Origin of the sequence: Kitasatospora sp. NPDC001547, from assembly GCF_042894165.1 — a bacterium.
GTDB lineage: Bacteria > Actinomycetota > Actinomycetes > Streptomycetales > Streptomycetaceae > Kitasatospora.
Genome location: NZ_JBIAVL010000001.1, coordinates 59,735 through 76,339 on the forward strand (window position 1 = coordinate 59,735; position 16,605 = coordinate 76,339).

At 73.9% G+C, this 16,605-nt stretch carries 14 protein-coding genes; 7 read left to right on the forward strand and 7 right to left on the reverse strand.

Translation table 11 applies throughout. From position 1 onward, the window contains the following. Nucleotides 1-109: 109 nt before the first annotated feature. The 6 genes from ACFY0X_RS00295 (at nucleotide 110) to ACFY0X_RS00320 (ending at nucleotide 5,176) form a co-directional block, all read left to right on the forward strand. Nucleotides 110-607, forward strand: coding sequence for a flavoprotein (locus ACFY0X_RS00295; protein ID WP_387747085.1), 498 nt, complete (start codon nucleotides 110-112; stop codon nucleotides 605-607). A 107-nt stretch (nucleotides 608-714) separates the two neighbouring features. Continuing rightward, complete coding sequence (locus ACFY0X_RS00300; RefSeq protein ID WP_387747088.1) at nucleotides 715-2,103, forward strand: NAD(P)/FAD-dependent oxidoreductase; 1,389 nt, start codon at nucleotides 715-717, stop codon at nucleotides 2,101-2,103. Between the two features lie 258 nt (nucleotides 2,104-2,361). After that, nucleotides 2,362-3,324 (forward strand): DUF6528 family protein, encoded by a 963-nt coding sequence (locus tag ACFY0X_RS00305; RefSeq protein ID WP_387747091.1) that lies wholly within the window; start codon nucleotides 2,362-2,364, stop codon nucleotides 3,322-3,324. Between the two features lie 371 nt (nucleotides 3,325-3,695). Further along, on the forward strand, nucleotides 3,696-3,893 hold the full coding sequence (locus ACFY0X_RS00310) for a hypothetical protein (RefSeq protein WP_049657510.1): 198 nt from the start codon (nucleotides 3,696-3,698) through the stop codon (nucleotides 3,891-3,893). A gap of 17 nt (nucleotides 3,894-3,910) precedes the next feature. Beyond that, entirely contained in the window at nucleotides 3,911-4,525 is a 615-nt protein-coding gene (locus ACFY0X_RS00315; protein WP_387747094.1) for an acyl-CoA thioesterase, read from the forward strand. A 255-nt stretch (nucleotides 4,526-4,780) separates the two neighbouring features. Beyond that, complete coding sequence (locus tag ACFY0X_RS00320) at nucleotides 4,781-5,176, forward strand: DUF2267 domain-containing protein (RefSeq protein ID WP_387747097.1); 396 nt, start codon at nucleotides 4,781-4,783, stop codon at nucleotides 5,174-5,176. Between the two features lie 97 nt (nucleotides 5,177-5,273). Here the strand turns inward: ACFY0X_RS00320 and manA are convergent, their stop codons facing one another. The 7 genes from manA to ACFY0X_RS00355 all read right to left on the reverse strand — a co-directional run bounded on the left by manA (nucleotide 5,274) and on the right by ACFY0X_RS00355 (nucleotide 15,238). After that, nucleotides 5,274-6,563 (reverse strand): mannose-6-phosphate isomerase, class I, encoded by a 1,290-nt coding sequence (manA, locus tag ACFY0X_RS00325; protein WP_387747100.1) that lies wholly within the window; start codon nucleotides 6,561-6,563, stop codon nucleotides 5,274-5,276. 20 nt (nucleotides 6,564-6,583) lie between these two features. Beyond that, nucleotides 6,584-7,516 (reverse strand): ROK family protein, encoded by a 933-nt coding sequence (locus ACFY0X_RS00330; protein ID WP_387747102.1) that lies wholly within the window; start codon nucleotides 7,514-7,516, stop codon nucleotides 6,584-6,586. Nucleotides 7,517-7,663: 147 nt separating this feature from the next. Next, nucleotides 7,664-10,705, reverse strand: a complete 3,042-nt coding sequence (locus tag ACFY0X_RS00335; protein WP_387747105.1) for an alpha-mannosidase — start codon at nucleotides 10,703-10,705, stop codon at nucleotides 7,664-7,666. 1 nt (nucleotide 10,706) lies between these two features. Further along, nucleotides 10,707-11,993: a glycosyl hydrolase gene (locus tag ACFY0X_RS00340; protein ID WP_387747108.1), complete on the reverse strand. Its 1,287-nt coding sequence runs from the start codon at nucleotides 11,991-11,993 to the stop codon at nucleotides 10,707-10,709. 42 nt (nucleotides 11,994-12,035) lie between these two features. After that, the gene (locus ACFY0X_RS00345) at nucleotides 12,036-12,962 is read right to left on the reverse strand and encodes a carbohydrate ABC transporter permease (protein WP_387747111.1); all 927 of its coding nucleotides are present in this window, start codon (nucleotides 12,960-12,962) and stop codon (nucleotides 12,036-12,038) included. Nucleotides 12,963-12,965: 3 nt separating this feature from the next. Beyond that, nucleotides 12,966-13,838: a carbohydrate ABC transporter permease gene (locus ACFY0X_RS00350; RefSeq protein WP_387747114.1), complete on the reverse strand. Its 873-nt coding sequence runs from the start codon at nucleotides 13,836-13,838 to the stop codon at nucleotides 12,966-12,968. 110 nt (nucleotides 13,839-13,948) lie between these two features. Next, nucleotides 13,949-15,238 carry an ABC transporter substrate-binding protein gene (locus tag ACFY0X_RS00355; protein ID WP_387747117.1) on the reverse strand — a complete coding sequence of 430 codons (1,290 nt, stop codon included), beginning with the start codon at nucleotides 15,236-15,238 and terminating at the stop codon, nucleotides 13,949-13,951. 209 nt (nucleotides 15,239-15,447) lie between these two features. Here ACFY0X_RS00355 and ACFY0X_RS00360 point away from each other — a divergent pair, with 209 nt between their 5' ends. Then, nucleotides 15,448-16,536 carry a LacI family DNA-binding transcriptional regulator gene (locus tag ACFY0X_RS00360; RefSeq protein WP_387747120.1) on the forward strand — a complete coding sequence of 363 codons (1,089 nt, stop codon included), beginning with the start codon at nucleotides 15,448-15,450 and terminating at the stop codon, nucleotides 16,534-16,536. Nucleotides 16,537-16,605: the final 69 nt, after the last annotated feature.

Sequence of the window (16,605 nt, forward strand, 5' to 3'; positions counted from 1 at the left end):
GCCCCGCGGGCGCCCCGCCCGGAGCCGGGGCCGGGTGCCAGGGAGCGGACCAGGCGGACGGCTTACTGTTCTGGGGTCCGCAGGTGGGCCGGGAGTGGGGAGTCCGAGGGTGCCCGAGGCGAAGAAGCCGGTGCTGTACGTGGTGGTGTGCGCGGCGGGGGTCGCGGGCGGGGTGGGGGAGCTGATCGCGGCGGCGCAGGGGCAGGGGTGGGACGTGGGGGTGGTGGCGACGCCCCATGCGATGCCGATGATCGACGCCGGGGCGATCGTCGCGCAGACCGGGTATCCGATCCGTTCGGCCTGGCGCAGGCCGGGCGAGCCCCGGCCGCTGCCGGACCCGGACGCGATCGTGGTGTCCCCGGCCACCTTCAACTCGATCAACAAGTGGGCCCTGGGCATCTCCGACACCCTCGCCCTCGGCATCCTCTGCGAGTCGTACGGCTGGGGCGTCCCCGTCGCCGTGCAGCCCTGCCTGAGCGCGGCGCAGTCGGCGCACCCGGCGTACGCGGAGAGCCTGGCGAAGCTGCGCCGGATGGGGGTGCGGATCGCGGACTCCACGCCGGGCTCGTACGACTGGACGCGGGCCCTGGAGCTGCTGCGGGACTGACAGGGTGGCTGGTGCGGCACGCGGATCCCGGCAGTGTGAGGGGTGGCCGCCGCCGGACCTCCGGAGGTAGCGTCCGGGCAGGTCGGCGAGGGTGTGGGAGGTTTCCGGTGGCGGCGGTCAACGGCGGGGTGTCGTTCTGGTACGCGGCGGACGGGGTGCCCGGGGCGGGGCCCGGGCTGCCGGGGGACCGGGACGTCGACGTGTGCGTCGTCGGCGGCGGGTACACCGGCCTCTGGACCGCCTACTACCTGAAGAAGGCCGACCCCGGCCTCCGGATCGCCGTCCTCGAACAGCGCTTCTGCGGCTACGGCGCCTCCGGGCGCAACGGCGGCTGGCTGTACAACGGCTTCGCCGGGCGCGGCGCGTTCGCGAGGACGTACGGGCTGCGGCGCGCGGCCGCGATGCAGCGGCTGATGGACGAGGCGGTCGGGGAGGTCGTCGACGTCGCGGAGGCGGAGCGGATCGAGGCGGACGTCGTCCGCGGCGGGGTACTCGAAGTCGCCCGCAGCAGACCGCAGTTGGAACGCCTGCGGGCCCACGTCGAGGGTGAGCGGGCCTACGGCGAAGGCCGCGTCGAGCTGCTCGGCGCGAAGGAGGCGGGGGACCGGATCAACGTCGCCGGCACCCTCGGCGGCTGCTGGACCCGGTACGGCGCCCGCATCCAGCCCGCCAAGCTCGTCCGCGGACTCGCCCGCACCGTGCGCGAGTCGGGCATCGAGGTGTACGAGGGGACGGCGGTGACCGCCATCCTGCCCGGCTCCGGCTACCGCAAGCCCCGCGCCGTCACCCCGCACGGCACCGTCACCGCCGACCAAGTGCTGCGCGCCACCGAGGGGTTCACCGCCGGGCTGCGCGGCGAGCGGCGGACCTGGCTGCCGATGAACTCGGCGATGGTCGCCACCGAGCCGCTGCCCGCCGGGTTCTGGGCGGAGGCCGGCTGGGAGGGCCGGGAGGTGCTGGGCGACTTCGCGCACGCCTACATGTACGCCCAGCGCACCGCCGACGACCGGATCGCGCTCGGCGGTCGCGGCGTGCCCTACCGGTTCGGTTCGCGGACGGACTCGGACGGCGGCACCCAGGTGGAGACGGTGCGCCGGCTGCGCCGGATCCTCGACCGCTTCTTCCCGGCGGCCGCGCAGGCCCGGATCGACCACGCCTGGGCGGGCGTGCTCGGCGTCCCCCGAGACTGGTGCGCCACCGTCGAGCTGGACCGGGTGAGCGGGCTCGGCTGGGCGGGCGGGTACGTCGGCAGCGGGGTGACCACCAGCAACCTGGCCGGCCGGACCCTGCGGGACCTGGTGCTCGGCCGGGACACCGAGTTGACCCGGCTGCCCTGGGTGGGCCACACCGTGCGGCGCTGGGAGCCGGAGCCGCTGCGCTGGCTGGGCGTGCACGCGATGTACGCCGCGTACCACGCCGCCGACCGGCAGGAGGCGGCGGGCCGGGCCACCACCTCGCCGATCGCCCGGGTCGCGGACCTCGTTGCCGGGCGCTGAGCCGCTGGGTGCCGAGCCGCTGGGTGCCGAGCCGCTGGGCGTTGAGCCGCCGGGTGCTGAGCCGATGGCCGTCGAACCGCCGGGTCCGAGCCGTCGGCGTCGAACGTCCGCAGGGCGGAAGGAGCGTGGTCGACGGACCGGCGCGCCCGACAGTGGACGAGGCGGACCCTTGGAGTCGCCGTCCCGCCCCCGCGGTGTCGATCGTCCGTTCGGACGTGCCGCCGAGCGGAGTCGGCCCGCAGCACCGACGGTGAAGGCGTGCTGAGGAGAACGCCGCCGGCCCTCGCGGTCGCCCTGCTGCTCTGCGCGCCCGGGAACGGCGCGTGGGCCGGGTCGCCGGGCCGGCAGGTGGCGGTCGTGGACCAGGCCTCGCGCAGCGTGCTGGTGTTGCAGAGCGCCGAGGAGCTGATGGCCTACCGGGGCCCGGACCGGCTGCCGGTGGTCTGGGCCTGGAGTGCCGACCGGGCACCGGAGTTGGCGGATCTGGCACCCGCGCGCAGCTGGACCGGTCCGGACGAGGCGAAGTCCCGGGTCCGGCAGGGCCGTCGCTACCTGCTGACCACCGCCTCCGGCGGGCTGGCCGCGGTCGTGGAGACGGCCACCGGCCGCGTCCACTGGGCCGCGGACCTGGGGGCGGCCGCCAATCCGCACAGCATCGAGCTGCTGCCGGACGGCAACGTGGCCGTGGCGGCGAGCAGCGGCGGCTGGGTGCGGCTGTACGCGGCCTCGCAGGGCCCGCGGGCCGCGGCGTACGCGGAGTTCCCGCTGCCCGGCGCGCACGGGGTGCACCGGGACGCCCGGACCGGCCTGCTCCTGGTGCTCGGCGACACGTCGCTGACCGCGCTGCGGGTCGGCGGCACCCCGGCCGCGCCGACCCTCGCCGCGGTGCGCAACACCCCGCTGCCGGCGCCCGGCGGGCACGACCTGGCGGCCGTGTCGGCGTCCCCCGGACGGTTCTGGGTGACCACGTCGGCCGGCCTGTGGCGCTACGACCCGGCGGCCGACCGGTTCACCGCTGTGCACCTGGCGGATCCGGCGGCCGAGCGGGACCTCAAGAGCGTCGGTGACGAGCCCGGCACCGGCCGGCTGCTCACGGTGGCGCCCGACCACACGGCCCCGTGCGACTGGTGCACCTCGGTGATCACCCTGCACCGGCCGGAGGGGACGCGGGTGCTGCGCGGCACGCACCTCTACAAGGCGAGGTGGTGGAGTGTCCGGTAGCAGATTCTGGACCCTGAGGGGTCGATCTCGGGGCGCGCGTCGGAGATACCACCCGAATTGCGGACGGCATTCGGCTGATGGGGCATATTGTGTACACCGACAAACTACTCCGATGGAGGTCAGTTTTCCGTCGCGGTCCGCAAACCATCCGTCGACCCCGGTCGGCTGGGATAGCGTCGTGGGGTCGGGGGGTCGACACCGATCCGGTGTATTCGAACGCTAGCTACTGGGCCGTAGAGGCCGAATGAGTCATGGAGAAAAACATGCGGAATTTCCCTGTGGAAAACCGGCCGGATGGAGTTGACGACCTTCAGCTCGCGATGGAATCTCTGGCAGCCTTCCCGTCCCGGAACGCGGGGAGCGGGGCGGATGTGACCGAGCGGCTCGCGGCCGTTCACGACCTGTGCCGCGCGGTCGACGCCGTGCTCGACAGTCTGGTCGTCCAGGCCGCCGCCGAGGCGGCCGAGGAGGGGTGGACCGCGGCCCGGATGGCGGCCGAACACTCCGGCTACTACGCCAGGTTGCAGCGTGCGCTGCTCCCCGCCGGTGCCGGGCTGACCCGGCAGTGAGCGCGGTCCAGCCGGGCGTGCACGTGCTGTCCTGCCCCACCCGGTGGAGCGACGTCGACGAGAACGGGCACATCAACAACGCCCGCCTGGTCGGCTACATCCAGGAGGGGATTTACGACCTGTTCTGCCACCACGAAACCGCCGTGCGGGAGTCGCTGTTCCCGTCCGGATTCATTATCGCGCGGCACGAGATCGACTACCTGGAGCAGTTGCACCACCGGCCGGAGCCGTTGGCGGTGCGGCTCACCGTGGAGCGGCTCGGACGGAGTTCCGCGCAGGTCGAGGTGAATGTCTGCCGGGATCGGCTGACCTATATGCGGGCGCGGACCGTGGTGGTCGCGCGGGACCGCGAATCCGGCCGCTCGCGGCCGCTCAGCCCGGCCGAGCGGGTCTTTCTCTCGGCGTTTATGACGGACGGGGCCCGCGCCCAAGCCGCCCTGGCGGCCACGACGGTGACCGCGGCGACGACCGTGACCACGGCGACCACCGTGCCGACGGGGACGCCGGTGACGCCGGCCGCGGCGCCGGTGAGCGCGACGGCCCCGGCGCAGCGCGTACCGGCCGGTGCGGCCACCGGTGGGCTGCTGCCGGCCCGGCGGCCGCGCAGGCGGTGCCACGCCTCGGCGGGCTGAACCGCCGGCGCGGGCGGCCGGTGGCGTGATCGACGACGGCGTCGGTCCGCCCGGCCGAACCCCGGGGGCGGGCGGGCCGTACGGTCCCGCGTTCCGTGGCGGCAGGCCGGTTCCGGAGGCGCCGGGGCGAGTTACCCTGAGCAGCACGGGCACCGGTACGTCCCGCGGCGGTCACGGGCTGCGACTCCCCTCCCGGCTCCGGGCGAGCAGGCCGCCGTCGGTCCGGCCGGCGCCGCCGACCGGAAGGAGGATGCGATGACCATCTCCTGGGAGGACTTCCTCGCCCGCGTCGTGGAGCGCGGCGAGTACCGGGGCGAGGCCGAGGCGGACCACGCCGTCCGGGTCGTGCTCGCCCTGCTCGGCGAGCACCTGGTGGGCTCCGAACGGAACGAACTCGCCGACGCGCTGCCCGTCACCTACGCGTCGCTGCTGCGCGACGCCGCGCCCGCGGCCGAGCCGCTGACCGCCGAGCGCTTCGTGGAGGCCGTGGTGGGGTGGATCGACGGGGCCACCCCGGCGACGGCGCAGTGGGACATCGGGGCCGTGCTCAGCACCGTCGCCGACCTGGTCCCGGGGGTACTGGTGGACCGGGTGATCGAGCAACTCCCGGAGGGCTACGACCTGTTGTTCGGCCATCCCGCCCGGGCCTGAACCCGCCCACGCCGGGAGCCGCCCGTGCCCCCGGAGCCGCGCCGGCGGCTCCGGGGCGGCCGCGATCCCGGGGCGGCCGTGACCGCGTGGCGGCCGTCTACCCCGTGGTGGCCCGGAACAGCTCCGTGCCCGGGCCGGTCAGCTCGACCGGCCCGGCGCCCGGACGCAGATAGGCCGACGCGCCCGCGGGGAGCGGGAGTTCGGCGCCACCGGGCGCCCGCAGCCGGGCCCGGCCGGAGACGCAGAGCAGGATCTGCGGGGTGGGGAGGTCGACCCGGACGGCGGCGGCGCCGGGGCGCAGCCGGGAGAGGCCGAACTCCTCGGCGGGTGAGGGGAACCGCTCCTCGGTTCCATTTTCGGTGCCGGTGCCGGTGCCGGTGCCGGTTCCGGAGCCGTCGCCGGAGCCGCTCCCGAGCGGGCGCGGCAGGAGCACCTCGGGCTCCTGGGGGCGGAAGGACGTGACCGCCAGCAGGCCGTCCACGTCGACGTGCTTGGGGGTGAGCCCGCAACGCAGCACGTTGTCCGAGTTGGCCATCAACTCCACGCCCACGCCCCGCAGATAGGCGTGCGGCACCCCGGCATCCAGGTACAGCGCCTGCCCGGCGGTGAGCCGGACGTGGTTGAGCAGCAGCGCGGCGAGCAGCCCCCGGTCGCCGGGGTACTCCTCGGCGAGCCGGGCGTACGCGGCGCAGCTCGCGGCGTACGGCCCGCCGGCGGCCGCCGTGCGGCGCAACGCCCCGGTGACGGCGGCGAGTTCGTCGTCGGAGGCGTTCAGCCCGGAGCGCAGCAGCCCGGGCAGCACCGCCTCGGCGGGCCGGGTGCGCAGGTCGGCGGCCCAGTCGGGGAGTACGTCGAGCGTGTCCAGCAGCCGGGCGGTGCCGGCGGTCGGTCGGAAGCCGCACAGTGCCTCGAAGTCGCCGAGGGCACAGATGAGTTCGGGCTTGTGCCCGCGGTCCTTGAAGACCCGCTCCGGCGCGTCCAGCGGGATGCCGCGGGCCTGCTCCACCGCGTACCCGGCCTCGGCCTGGGCCCGGGTGGGGTGGACCTGGAGCGAGAGCGCCCGCTCGGCGGCCAGCACCTTGAACAGGAACGGCAGCGCCGGGCCGAACCGCCGTACGGTGTCCGGCCCGAGCCAGCCGTCCGGGTCGGCGTCGATCAGCCCGTCCAGCGGCCGCGGTCCGCCCTCGCCGCCGCGGCCGTCGACGGTCAGCAGGGACGGCGCCGAGGGGTGGGCGCCCAGCCAGAGTTCGGCCTGCGGCGTGCCGTCGGGCGCGGTGCCGGTGAGCGCGGGGATGGCGGTGGCCGACCCCCAGGCGTAGCGGCGGACGGGATTGCGCAGGAGGCCGAACGGGGGGAGGGGGAACGGCGGGAGGGCGGGCGGCGGCATGCGGGTGGCTCCGGGGAGGGTCAGCGGCAGAGCGCGGCCGCGCCGATCAGCCCGGCGTCGGTGCCGAGTTCGGCGCGGCGCACGTCCAGGCCGCGGATGTACGAGAGGGCGGCGTAGCGGTCCAGGTGGCGGGCGAGCGGGGTGAGCAGCACGTCCCCGGCCGCGGCCACGCCGCCGCCGATCACCACCCGGGAGAGGTCCACCAGGGCGGCCGTGGCGGCGATCCCGGCGGCCAGCGCCTGGGCGGCGCGGTCGAAGGAGGCGAGCGCGACCGGGTCGCCCGCGGCGGCGGAGGCGGCGACGGCGCGGGCCGTCCGGTCGCCGTCCACGGGCCGCCAGCCCTCGGCGAGTGCGCGGCGGGCGATCGCGGTGCCGCTGGCGAGGCCTTCCAGGCAGCCGCGCGAGCCGCACGGGCAGGGCTCGCCGTCCAGGTCGACGGTGATGTGGCCGAGGTGGCCGGCGTTGCCGCTGGGGCCGGGGCGCACCACGCCGTCGAGCACCAGCCCGGCGCCGACGCCGGTCGACACCACCAGGCAGAGCGCGTTGGCGGCGCCCCGGGCCGCGCCCTGCCAGTGCTCGGCGGCGGCCATCGCCACGCCGTCCCCGGCGAGGTGGACGGGCAGCGCGCGGGCCGCCACCGCCGGGTGCGCGGCGACCTCGGCGACCAGCGGGAAGCCGCGCCAGCCGGGGATGTTGACCGGGCTGACGGTGCCGTCGGTGAGGTCGACCGGGCCGGCGCTGCCGATCCCGACGGCCGTCACGGCGGCCCAGTCGGCCGTAGCGGCGAGCCGTTCCAGCACCCGGTGCACCACGGCGAGCACGGCCGCGCCCGGCTCGGCGGCAGGGGTGGGCAGCTGGAGCCGGTGCCGCAGCCGTCCGTCGGTGTCGACCAGCGCCCCGGCGATCTTGGTACCGCCGACGTCGACGGCGGCGAACAGCGGGGTGACGGGCACGGTGGGCTCCAGAAGCGGTCGATGGGGGCGGCGCCCCGGCCGAGGCGGCCGAGGCGCCGAACAGCGTACGTGGACCAGCGGACCGACGGACCCGTGGCCCAGCGGCTCAGTGGTCCAGCGGCTCAATGGGCTCAGTGGTCCAGCCGCTCAGCGGGCCGCGCTGAGCCGCAGCGTGACCAGCTCGAACGGCCGCAGCGCGAGCCGCACCGCGCCGTCCTCGACCGCGACCTCCCCCCGGGTGCCGTCCCAGGGCCGCTCCAGCAGGTCGCAGGGGACGGCACCGGCCAACGGGAAGGAGGTGGTCAGCCGCCCCCGGACGCGGCCGCCGCCGGCCTCGTAGACCCGGACGATCAGGTCCCCGCTGCGGTCGTCGGCGAGCTTGACGGCGCTCACCACCAGGGCGTCGTCGTCCACCTCCACCAGCGGAGCGACCTGCTCGGCGCTGCCGGTGACCCGCCGCTCGGGCAGGCCGATCCGGTAGCCCTCGCGGACGGCGTCGCCGATCGCCGCGCCCGGCACCAGGGCGTGCCGGAAGCGGTGCAGGCCCTGGTCGGTCTTCGGGTCGGGGAAGCGCGGGGCGCGCAGCAGCGAGAAGCGGACGGTGGTGGTCGTCCCGCCGTCGTCGGCGCGCACCGCGCGGGTGACGTCGTGGCCGTAGGTGGAGGCGGTGACCAGGGCGACGCCCCAGCCGGGCTCGTCGAGGTGGACGAAGCGGTGGTTGCAGGCCTCGAACTTGGCGGCGTCCCAGCTGGTGTTGGTGTGGGTGGGCCGGTAGAGGTGGCCGAACTGGGTCTCGGCGGCGTAGCGCTCGGTGTGGATGTCCAGCGGGAACGCGGCCTTGAGGAACTTCTCGGTCTCGTGCCAGTCGACCTCGGTGTCGATGTCCAGTCGCTGCTCGCCGGCCGGCAGGGTGAGGGTCTGGACGACGGTGGAGGAGCCGAAGGAGCGGGCGATCCGCACCGAGGCCGCGTCGGGGGAGCAGGTGGCGGTGAGCGAGTCCACGCCGGTCAGGTCGGTGACGGTGTTGCGGTAGAACTGGTCCACGTCCCAGGCGTCCCACATGTTGGGGAAGTCGGGGTGCAGCTGGAGCAGGTTGGCCCGGCTGCCGGGCGCGACGGTCTCCCGGCCGGTCGCGAGGTCGACCACCGAGGCGATCAGGCCGTCCGCGTCCACGACGACCTCCAGCAGGCCGTTGTGCAGGGTGAAGCCGCCCTCCGGCCGCTCCACCGCCTCGCAGCCGGCGCCCGGCGACGCGACCACGGCGGCCCCGCCCGCCGGCACCGCCGAGCGGGTGTGCGGCGCCGCGTTGAACACCAGCTCGCGTCCGCCGTCGGCGGCCCCGGCCAGCGCCTGCTGGGCCGCGCCGATCAGCCCCTCCAGCTCGGCGGCCAGCGCGGCGTACGTCGCCTCGGCCTCGCGGTGCACCCAGGCGATGGACGAGCCGGGCAGGATGTCGTGGAACTGGTGCAGCAGCACGGTCTTCCAGATCCGGTCCAGCTGCTCGTACGGGTAGGCCGCGCCGGTGCGCAACGCGGCGATGGCGCACCAGAGTTCGGCCTCGCGCAGCAGGTTCTCGCTGCGCCGGTTGCCCTGCTTGGTCTTCGCCTGGCTGGTCAGGGTGGCGCGGTGCAGCTCCAGGTAGAGCTCGCCGACCCAGACCGGCGGGTCCGGGTACTCGGCCTCGGCCTTGGCGAAGAACTCGGCCGGGTCCTCCCAGCGGACGGTGGCCGAGCCCTCCAGGTCCTTCATCCGGGCCGCCTTGGCGACCATCTCGCGCGTGGTGCCGCCGCCGCCGTCGCCCCAGCCGGTCGGGGCGAGCGAGTGCCGGGCGACGCCCTTGTCCTTGAAGTTCCTCGCCGCGTGGGCGATCTCGCTGCCCTTCATCGAGCAGTTGTAGGTGTCCACCGGCGGGAAGTGGGTGAAGATCCTGGTCCCGTCGATGCCCTCCCAGAGGAAGGTGTGGTGCGGGAACCGGTTCACCTGGCTCCACGAGATCTTCTGGGTCAGCAGCCACTTGGAGCCCGCGTTGCGGATGATCTGAGGCAGGCCGCCGGTGAAGCCGAAGGTGTCCGGCAGCCACGCCTCGTGGTTCTCCACCCCGAACTCGTCCAGGAAGAACCGCTTGCCGTGCACGAACTGCCGGGCCATCGCCTCCGAGCTCGGCATGTTGGTGTCGGACTCGACCCACATGCCGCCGGCCGGCACGAACCGGCCCTCCGCCACGGCCTTCCGGACCCGGGCGTACACCTCGGGCCGGTGCTCCTTGATCCAGGCGAACTGCTGCGCCTGGGACATGGTGTAGCGGAACTCCGGCTCGTCCTCCAGCAGCGCGGTCATGTTGGCGGTGGTGCGGGCCACCTTGCGGACGGTCTCGCGCAGCGGCCAGAGCCAGGCCGAGTCGATGTGGGCGTGGCCGATCGCGCTGATCCGGTGCGCGGACGGCACGGCGGGCGCGGCCAGCACCCCTTCCAGCTGCGAACGGGCGGCCGCGGCCGTGCCGTTGACGTCCTGGAGGTCGACCGCGTCGAGCGCCCGCTCGACCGCGCGCAGGATCTCCCAGCGGCGGGGGCCCTCCACCGGCAGCTCGGCCATCAGCTCGCCGAGCACCTCCAGGTCCAGCACCAGCTGCCAGACCGTCTCGTCGAAGACGGCCAGGTCCATCCGGGCCAGCTTGTACTGCGGCTGGTCGCCGGCCGTCTCCTTGTCGCCCAACTCGGTCGGCAGGAAGGGGTGGTAGTCCAGGATGACCGGGTTGGAGGCGGCCTCGACGTGCAGCAGCACCTGCTCGCCGCCGGCCGCCGGGGCGGCGATCCGCACCCACTGGTTCTGCGGGTTGAGGCCCTTCACCGGGGAGCCGTCCGGGCGGTAGACCAGGCCCTCGCACTGGAAGCCGGGCATGTTGGCGTCGAAGCCGAGGTCGATCAGCGCCTCGACGGTGCGCCCGGCCCAGGCCTCGGGCACGGTGCCCGTCACGGTGATCCAGCTGGTGCCCCAGGGCGCGCCCCAGGCGTCGCCGACCGCGATCGGGGTGCGCGGGGCGGCCAGGCCCTCGGCGACCGGGACGGGCTCGCCGGGCGCCGTCCAGATGCCGACCTCCAGCGGGACGGACTCGGGGTAGACGGCCGGGCGGATGCGCTCGTCCAGGACGCGCTTGAGGCGGGACTCGACCAGGGTGCGGTCATCGTGCATGTCAGCGGGCTCCGTTGCGGGCTGGGGACGGTTGGAGGGAGGGTACGTCGGAGGGGTGGACCACCTCGGTGATGCCGCGCGCGGCGAGGTGCTCGCGGTCCTCGGCGTGCTCGGCGAGCACCGCGGTCGGCCGGGCGCCGTCCTCGGCGAGGCGCATGAACGCCTCGTACACCGGACCGCCGGGGCCGCAGACCGCGCGCCGCGGCGAGGTGACCTCGTCGCCGGTGGCGACCACCACGGCGGTGCTGCGCGGCTTCGGCGGCTGCCAGGACCGGCGGGCCTCGGCGGCGGCCTCGGCGAGCCGGGCGCCGGCCGGCTTGACCGTCCGGTCGGTGGTCAACAGGCCGAGGCTGTACTCCAGTTCGGGGAAGTCGGCGAGCGAGCGGTCCACGTCGTGCGAGCACCACCAGGTCACGCCCCACAGGTCCGGGCAGTCCAGTACGGCCGCCACCGTGGCGCCGGTGAAGCGCGCCGCGTCCTGCGCCGTGATGTACGGGGCGGGCGCACCGACCTCCTGCAGCCAGACCGGGCGGGCCGGGTCGTCCGCCCAGGCCTTGGAGAGCTCGACCAGGTACGCGGCGTGCTGGGCGGTGGCGGTGGAGTGGGCGCCGTAGCGCTGGGCGGTGCCGTTGAACACCCAGGAGTGCACGGCGGTCGCGGCGCCGATCCGGGCCGAGTGCCAGGGGGTGAACGGGTGCTCGTCCAGGTACCAGGCCGCGTCGTAGGAGGCGTGCAGGTGCAGCCGGCCGGGGGCGCCCTGTTCGCAGGCGTCGAGCATCCGGCGCAGCCAGGCCTCCGCCTCGGCGGGGGTGGCCCGGTCGGGGTCGGGGTGCGGGGCGCCGGAGAACTGGTTGATCTCGTTGCCGAGCGTCATCCCGAGGAAGTTGGGCCGCTCGCGCAGCGCTCCGGCGAGGGTGCGCAGGTACGCGGCCTGGCCGTCGAGCACCTCGGGGTCGGTGAAGATGTTGCGCCGGTGCCAGGTCCGCGTCCAGGACGGCAGGAAGTCGAAGCTGGACAGGTGGCCCTGCAGGCCGTCCACCGCGACGTCCAGCCCGCGCTCGCCGGCCGCGTCCACCAGGGCCGTCAGCTGCTCGACGGCGCGCGGGCGGATCAGGGTGCGGTTGGGCTGGAAGACCGGCCAGAGCGGGAAGACCCGTACGTGGTCCAGGCCGAGGGCGGCGATGGAGTCGAAGTCGGCGCGCACGGCGTCGAGGTCGAAGTCGAGCCAGTGGTGGAACCAGCCGGCGCTGGGGGTGTAGTTGACACCGAAACGGGGAGCGGTGGTCATCGGGCATCTTCCTCAACGGGTTCGGGGCGTACGGGCGGTGGGCTATCCCTTGACGGCTCCCTCCTCGACGCCCTTGAAGAAGAAGCGCTGGCAGACGGCGAACACCACGACGATCGGCAGGAAGGCGATCATGGTGCCGGCCGCGATCAGCCGGGGGTTGGCGGAGAAGGTGCCGTTGAGGTACTGGAGCCCGACGGTGAGGGTGTACTTCTGCGGGTCGTTGAGCACGATCAGCGGCCACAGGAAGTCGTCCCAGGCACCGATGAAGGTGAAGATCACGATCACGCTGAGCATGCCGCGCACGTTCGGCAGGCCGATGTGCCACAGCCGCTGCCAGACGTTGGCGCCGTCCACCAGCGCGGCCTGGTCCAGCTCGACCGGGACGGCGGCGAAGGCGGTGCGCATCAGCAGCACGTTGAGCATCGCGATCGAACCCGGCAGCGCGACGCCGGCCAGGGTGTCGGCCAGGCCGAGGCCGCGCACCAGCACGTACTGGGAGACGATGGTGACCTCGCCGGGCAGGATCAGGGTGGCGAGGAACAGGCCCAGGACGAGCTTGGCGCCGCGGAAGCGCAGCCGGGCGAGCGCGTAGCCGGCCAGGGTGCAGCCGACCACGTTGCCGGTGATGCAGACGGCGGCGACGATCACCGAGTTGAGCGCGTAGGTCCACACCGGGATGACGTCGGCGACCTTGCCGTAGTTGCCCAGGGTCGGCTGGTCGGGCAGGAAGCTCGGGGTGCGGGTGTAGACGTCCTCGGCGGGGCCCTTGAGCGAGGTGGACAGCTGCCACAGGAAGGGGCCGATCACCAGCAGCAGGACCAGCACCAGGAGCAGGTAGCGGGCGACGGTCTGGGCGGTGGAGGGGGTGTTGAAGCCCCGGGCGGGCCCGGCCGGCTTGACGGGCCCGGGCGCGCGGTCGGGCCCGGTCGGGTCGTCGGGCCCGGCGGCCCTCGTGCGGATGGTGGTCATGGGTCAGGCCGCCTTCCGGTTCAGGCGCATCAGGAACAGCATCGGGCCAAGGGTGATGACGAACAGCAGCAGGCTGAGCGCCGAGGCGTAGCCCAGGTGGCCGTTGAAGCCGCGGCTGTACATCTGGATCAGCATCACCACCGACATGTCCCGGCCGCCCGGGCCGCCCAGGCCGTTGGAGAGCACGTACAGCTCGGAGAACACGCGCAGCGAGCTCACCGAGATCAGCGCGGAGATCAGGACCATGGTCGGGCGCACCCCGGGCAGGGTGACGTGCCGGAACCGGTGCAGCGGGCCGGCGCCGTCCACGGCCGCGGCCTCGTGCAGCTCGCGCGGGACGTTGGCGAGGGCGGACAGGTAGATCACCATGTAGTAGCCGAGGCCCTTCCAGACGGTCAGGGCGATCGCGCTGAACAGCAGCAGCCAGCGGTCGGTCAGGAAGGGGACCGGGGAGTCGGCCAGCCCGGACTGCCCGAGCAGGCCGTTGACCAGACCGCGGTCGTCCAGCACCCAGCCCCAGATCAGCGCCACCACGACGGCGGAGGCGATCACCGGGGTGTAGAAGGCGGTGCGGAAGAAGGTGATGCCGGGGATCCTGCGCTGCACCAGCAGGGCGAGCAGCAGCGGCAGGACGGTCAGCAGGGGCAGGCAGACCAGCATGAACACGATGCTGTTGAGCAGGGCGTCGGCGAGCTGCTCGTCGTCCAGCAGCCGGCCGTAGTTCTCCAGGCCGGTGAACTGCCCGCCGCCCAGGGGCTTGGCGTTGGTGAAGGAGAGGATCACCGTGTTGACGGCCGGCCAGAGGTTGAAGACGGCCAGCCAGACTATCGCGGGGCCGGCGAGCAGCCAGGGGGTGAACCAACGCCGGTGGGTCATGCCGTTGCCTTCCTGGGGCCTGAGGTGGTGCGGGTGGCTCCCGGCGGGCGGCGGGTGGGGGAGGCCCGCCGCCCGCGCCGGTACGCGGAGTGGTGCCCGGGTGTCGGGCGTCAGCCCTTGAGCAGCTTGTTGCACTGCTCGACGGCGGTGTCCAGCGCCTGCTTGGAGCTGGTCTCGCCGCTGATGGCCAGGGCGAACTGCTGCTTGATGACGGTGGCCATCGCGTCGTCCACCTCGACGGGCTGGATCAGCTTCGCCTTGGCGAGCGAGGTGAAGGCGATCACCTTGGCGTCGCCCGCGTTGGTGCCGTCGCCCTTGCTGAAGAACGGGTCGTTCGCGGAGGCCTTGGTGGACGGGAAGACGCTGGTCAGGTGGGCGAAGGCGGCCTGGTTCTCGGGGCTGGTCACCCAGCGGGCGAGCGCCACGGCGGCGGCCGGGTTCTTGGTGTTCTTCGGGATGGACAGGCCCTGGACGTACAGCGGCGGGGTGCCCATCGCGGCGGAGGGGACGACCTTCGGGGCGAGGGTCGGGTTGTCGGTGGCGAGGCTGGTGATGAAGTTGCCGCCGCCGGTGGTCCAGGCCGCGGTGCCGGAGCTGAAGAGCTTGGAGTTGCCGGCGTAGGTGTCGGTCAGCACCCCGTTCGGCATCAGGCCCTCCTTGAAGGCGTCGCGGTACTTGTCGAGCAGCGCGGCGGCCTCGGGGGTGTTGAAGGTGAAGGTCCTGCCGTCGTCGGACATGATCTTCACGCCGATGTTGTACAGGTCACCGATGCCCGGCTTGCGGCTCATCAGGTAGGTCTGGCCGCCGGACTTCTCCTTCATCACCCGGGCCTGGGCGATCAGCTCGTCCAGGCTGGTCGGGGGCTTCTGCGGGTCCAGTCCGAACTTCGTGAGGAGTTCCGAACTCCAGTAGTTCACATCGGTGTTGAGGTACCACGGGTAGCCGAAGGTGCCCTGGTGGCCGTTGAACCGGTAGGCGTCCACGCCGCCGGAGACGTACTCCTCGCCGAGCTTCGGGTCGGCCTTGGCGACGTCCAGCAGGACGTCCTTCTTCGCCAGCGGGAAGGCGAAGTCCGGCGGGAGGTTGACCACGTCGGGCAGGGTGCCGGCGGCGGCCTGGCTGAGCACCTTGTCGGAGTAGCCCTCGCCGGGCTGGTCGAGCCACTCGACCTCGACGCCGGGGTACTTCTTCTTGAAGCCGTCGATCACGCCCTGCATGTAGTCGGTGAACTTCGGCTTGAGCGCCCAGGTCTGGAGCGAGACCTTGCCCTTGACCTCGCCGGTGGCGGCCGCACTCGCCACCGCGTCGCTGTCCTTGGCGTCGCCGGAACCGAGCCCGCAGCCGCTGAGGGCGGCGGTGGCGAGCGCGGTCGTGGTCAGTGCCGCCCAGATTCTTCGCATGAGGGTCTCCCGGTCCTGGGGGTGGGTGGGGGATCGTGCGCACTTCGGGGGTGGTGCCTGCGGGTTCCGGCCCAACCGGGTCGTGCGACGGGGGTCGTGCACGACGGGGGTTGTGCCGGATTCCGGAACCTGACTAACTAAACCGGTCTAGCTATGCCAGGGACTATGCTCCCGCCTAAACTTGGATGTCAAGAGAGGAGTCGGGTTCTGTGGGCAGACCGACGATCGCCGACATCGCCCGCCAGGCCGGTGTCTCCAAGGGCGCGGTGTCCTTCGCGCTCAACGGCCGGCCGGGCGTGAGCGAGGCGACCAGGGCCCGGATCCTGCGGGTCGCCGAGGAGATGAACTGGCGCCCGCACAGCGCCGCGCGGGCCCTCGGCGGAGCCCGGGCCGACGCCGTCGGCCTGGTGATCGCCCGACCGGCCCGCACCATCGGCGTCGAGCCGTTCTTCAGCCAACTGCTGTCCGGGCTCCAGGCGGTGCTCTCGGCCAGCTCGATCGCGCTGCACCTGATGGTGGTGGAGGACACCGCCGCCGAGATCGACGTCTACCGGGGCTGGGCCTCCGAGCACCGGGTGGACGGCTTCATCGTGGTCGACCTCCAGGTCAGGGACCCGCGGCTGCCCGTGCTGGACGAACTCGGGCTGCCCGCCGTGGTGCTGGGCGGGCCCGGCAAGGGCGGCAACCAGCTGCGGATCTGGGCCGACGACCGGGAGGCGATGCTGTCGATCGTGGACTACCTGGCCGCCGTCGGGCACCGCCGGATCGCCCACCTCGCCGGGCTGCCGCACTTCCAGCACACCCAGCGGCGGATCCGCGCGCTGCGCGACGCCTCGCGCCGGCTGGGGCTGGAGGAGGCGGTGTCGGTGCCCACCGACTTCAGCGACGCCGAGGGCGCGGCCGCCACCCGGACGCTGCTGTCCCGGGCCCGGCGGCCCACCGCGATCGTCTACGACAGCGACGTGATGGCCGTCGCGGGCCTCGGCGTCGCGGGGGAGATGGGCGTCGCGGTGCCCGGCGAGCTGTCCATCGTCTCCTTCGACGACTCGGTGCTCGCGCGGATCGTCCACCCGCCGCTGACCGCGCTCAGCCGGGACACCTTCGCGCTCGGCGAGCAGGTCGCGCGCAGCCTGCTGGCGGCGCTGGACGAGCCGGGACCGGGGCGCGACCTGCAGATGCCCACGCCGCGGCTGACCGTACGGGAGTCCACCTCGCCGCCCGGGGCGGTGGGGCCGGCCGCTTCCCCCGCCGGGGTGGTTGCTGCGCGCATCGTTGACAGCGGTTCTGAACCGGTTTAGCCTCGCAGCGCCGAGCGGGACCCGCTCGGCGCGCTCCGCCGCACCACGCCCGGCTCCCGCTGCCCGATC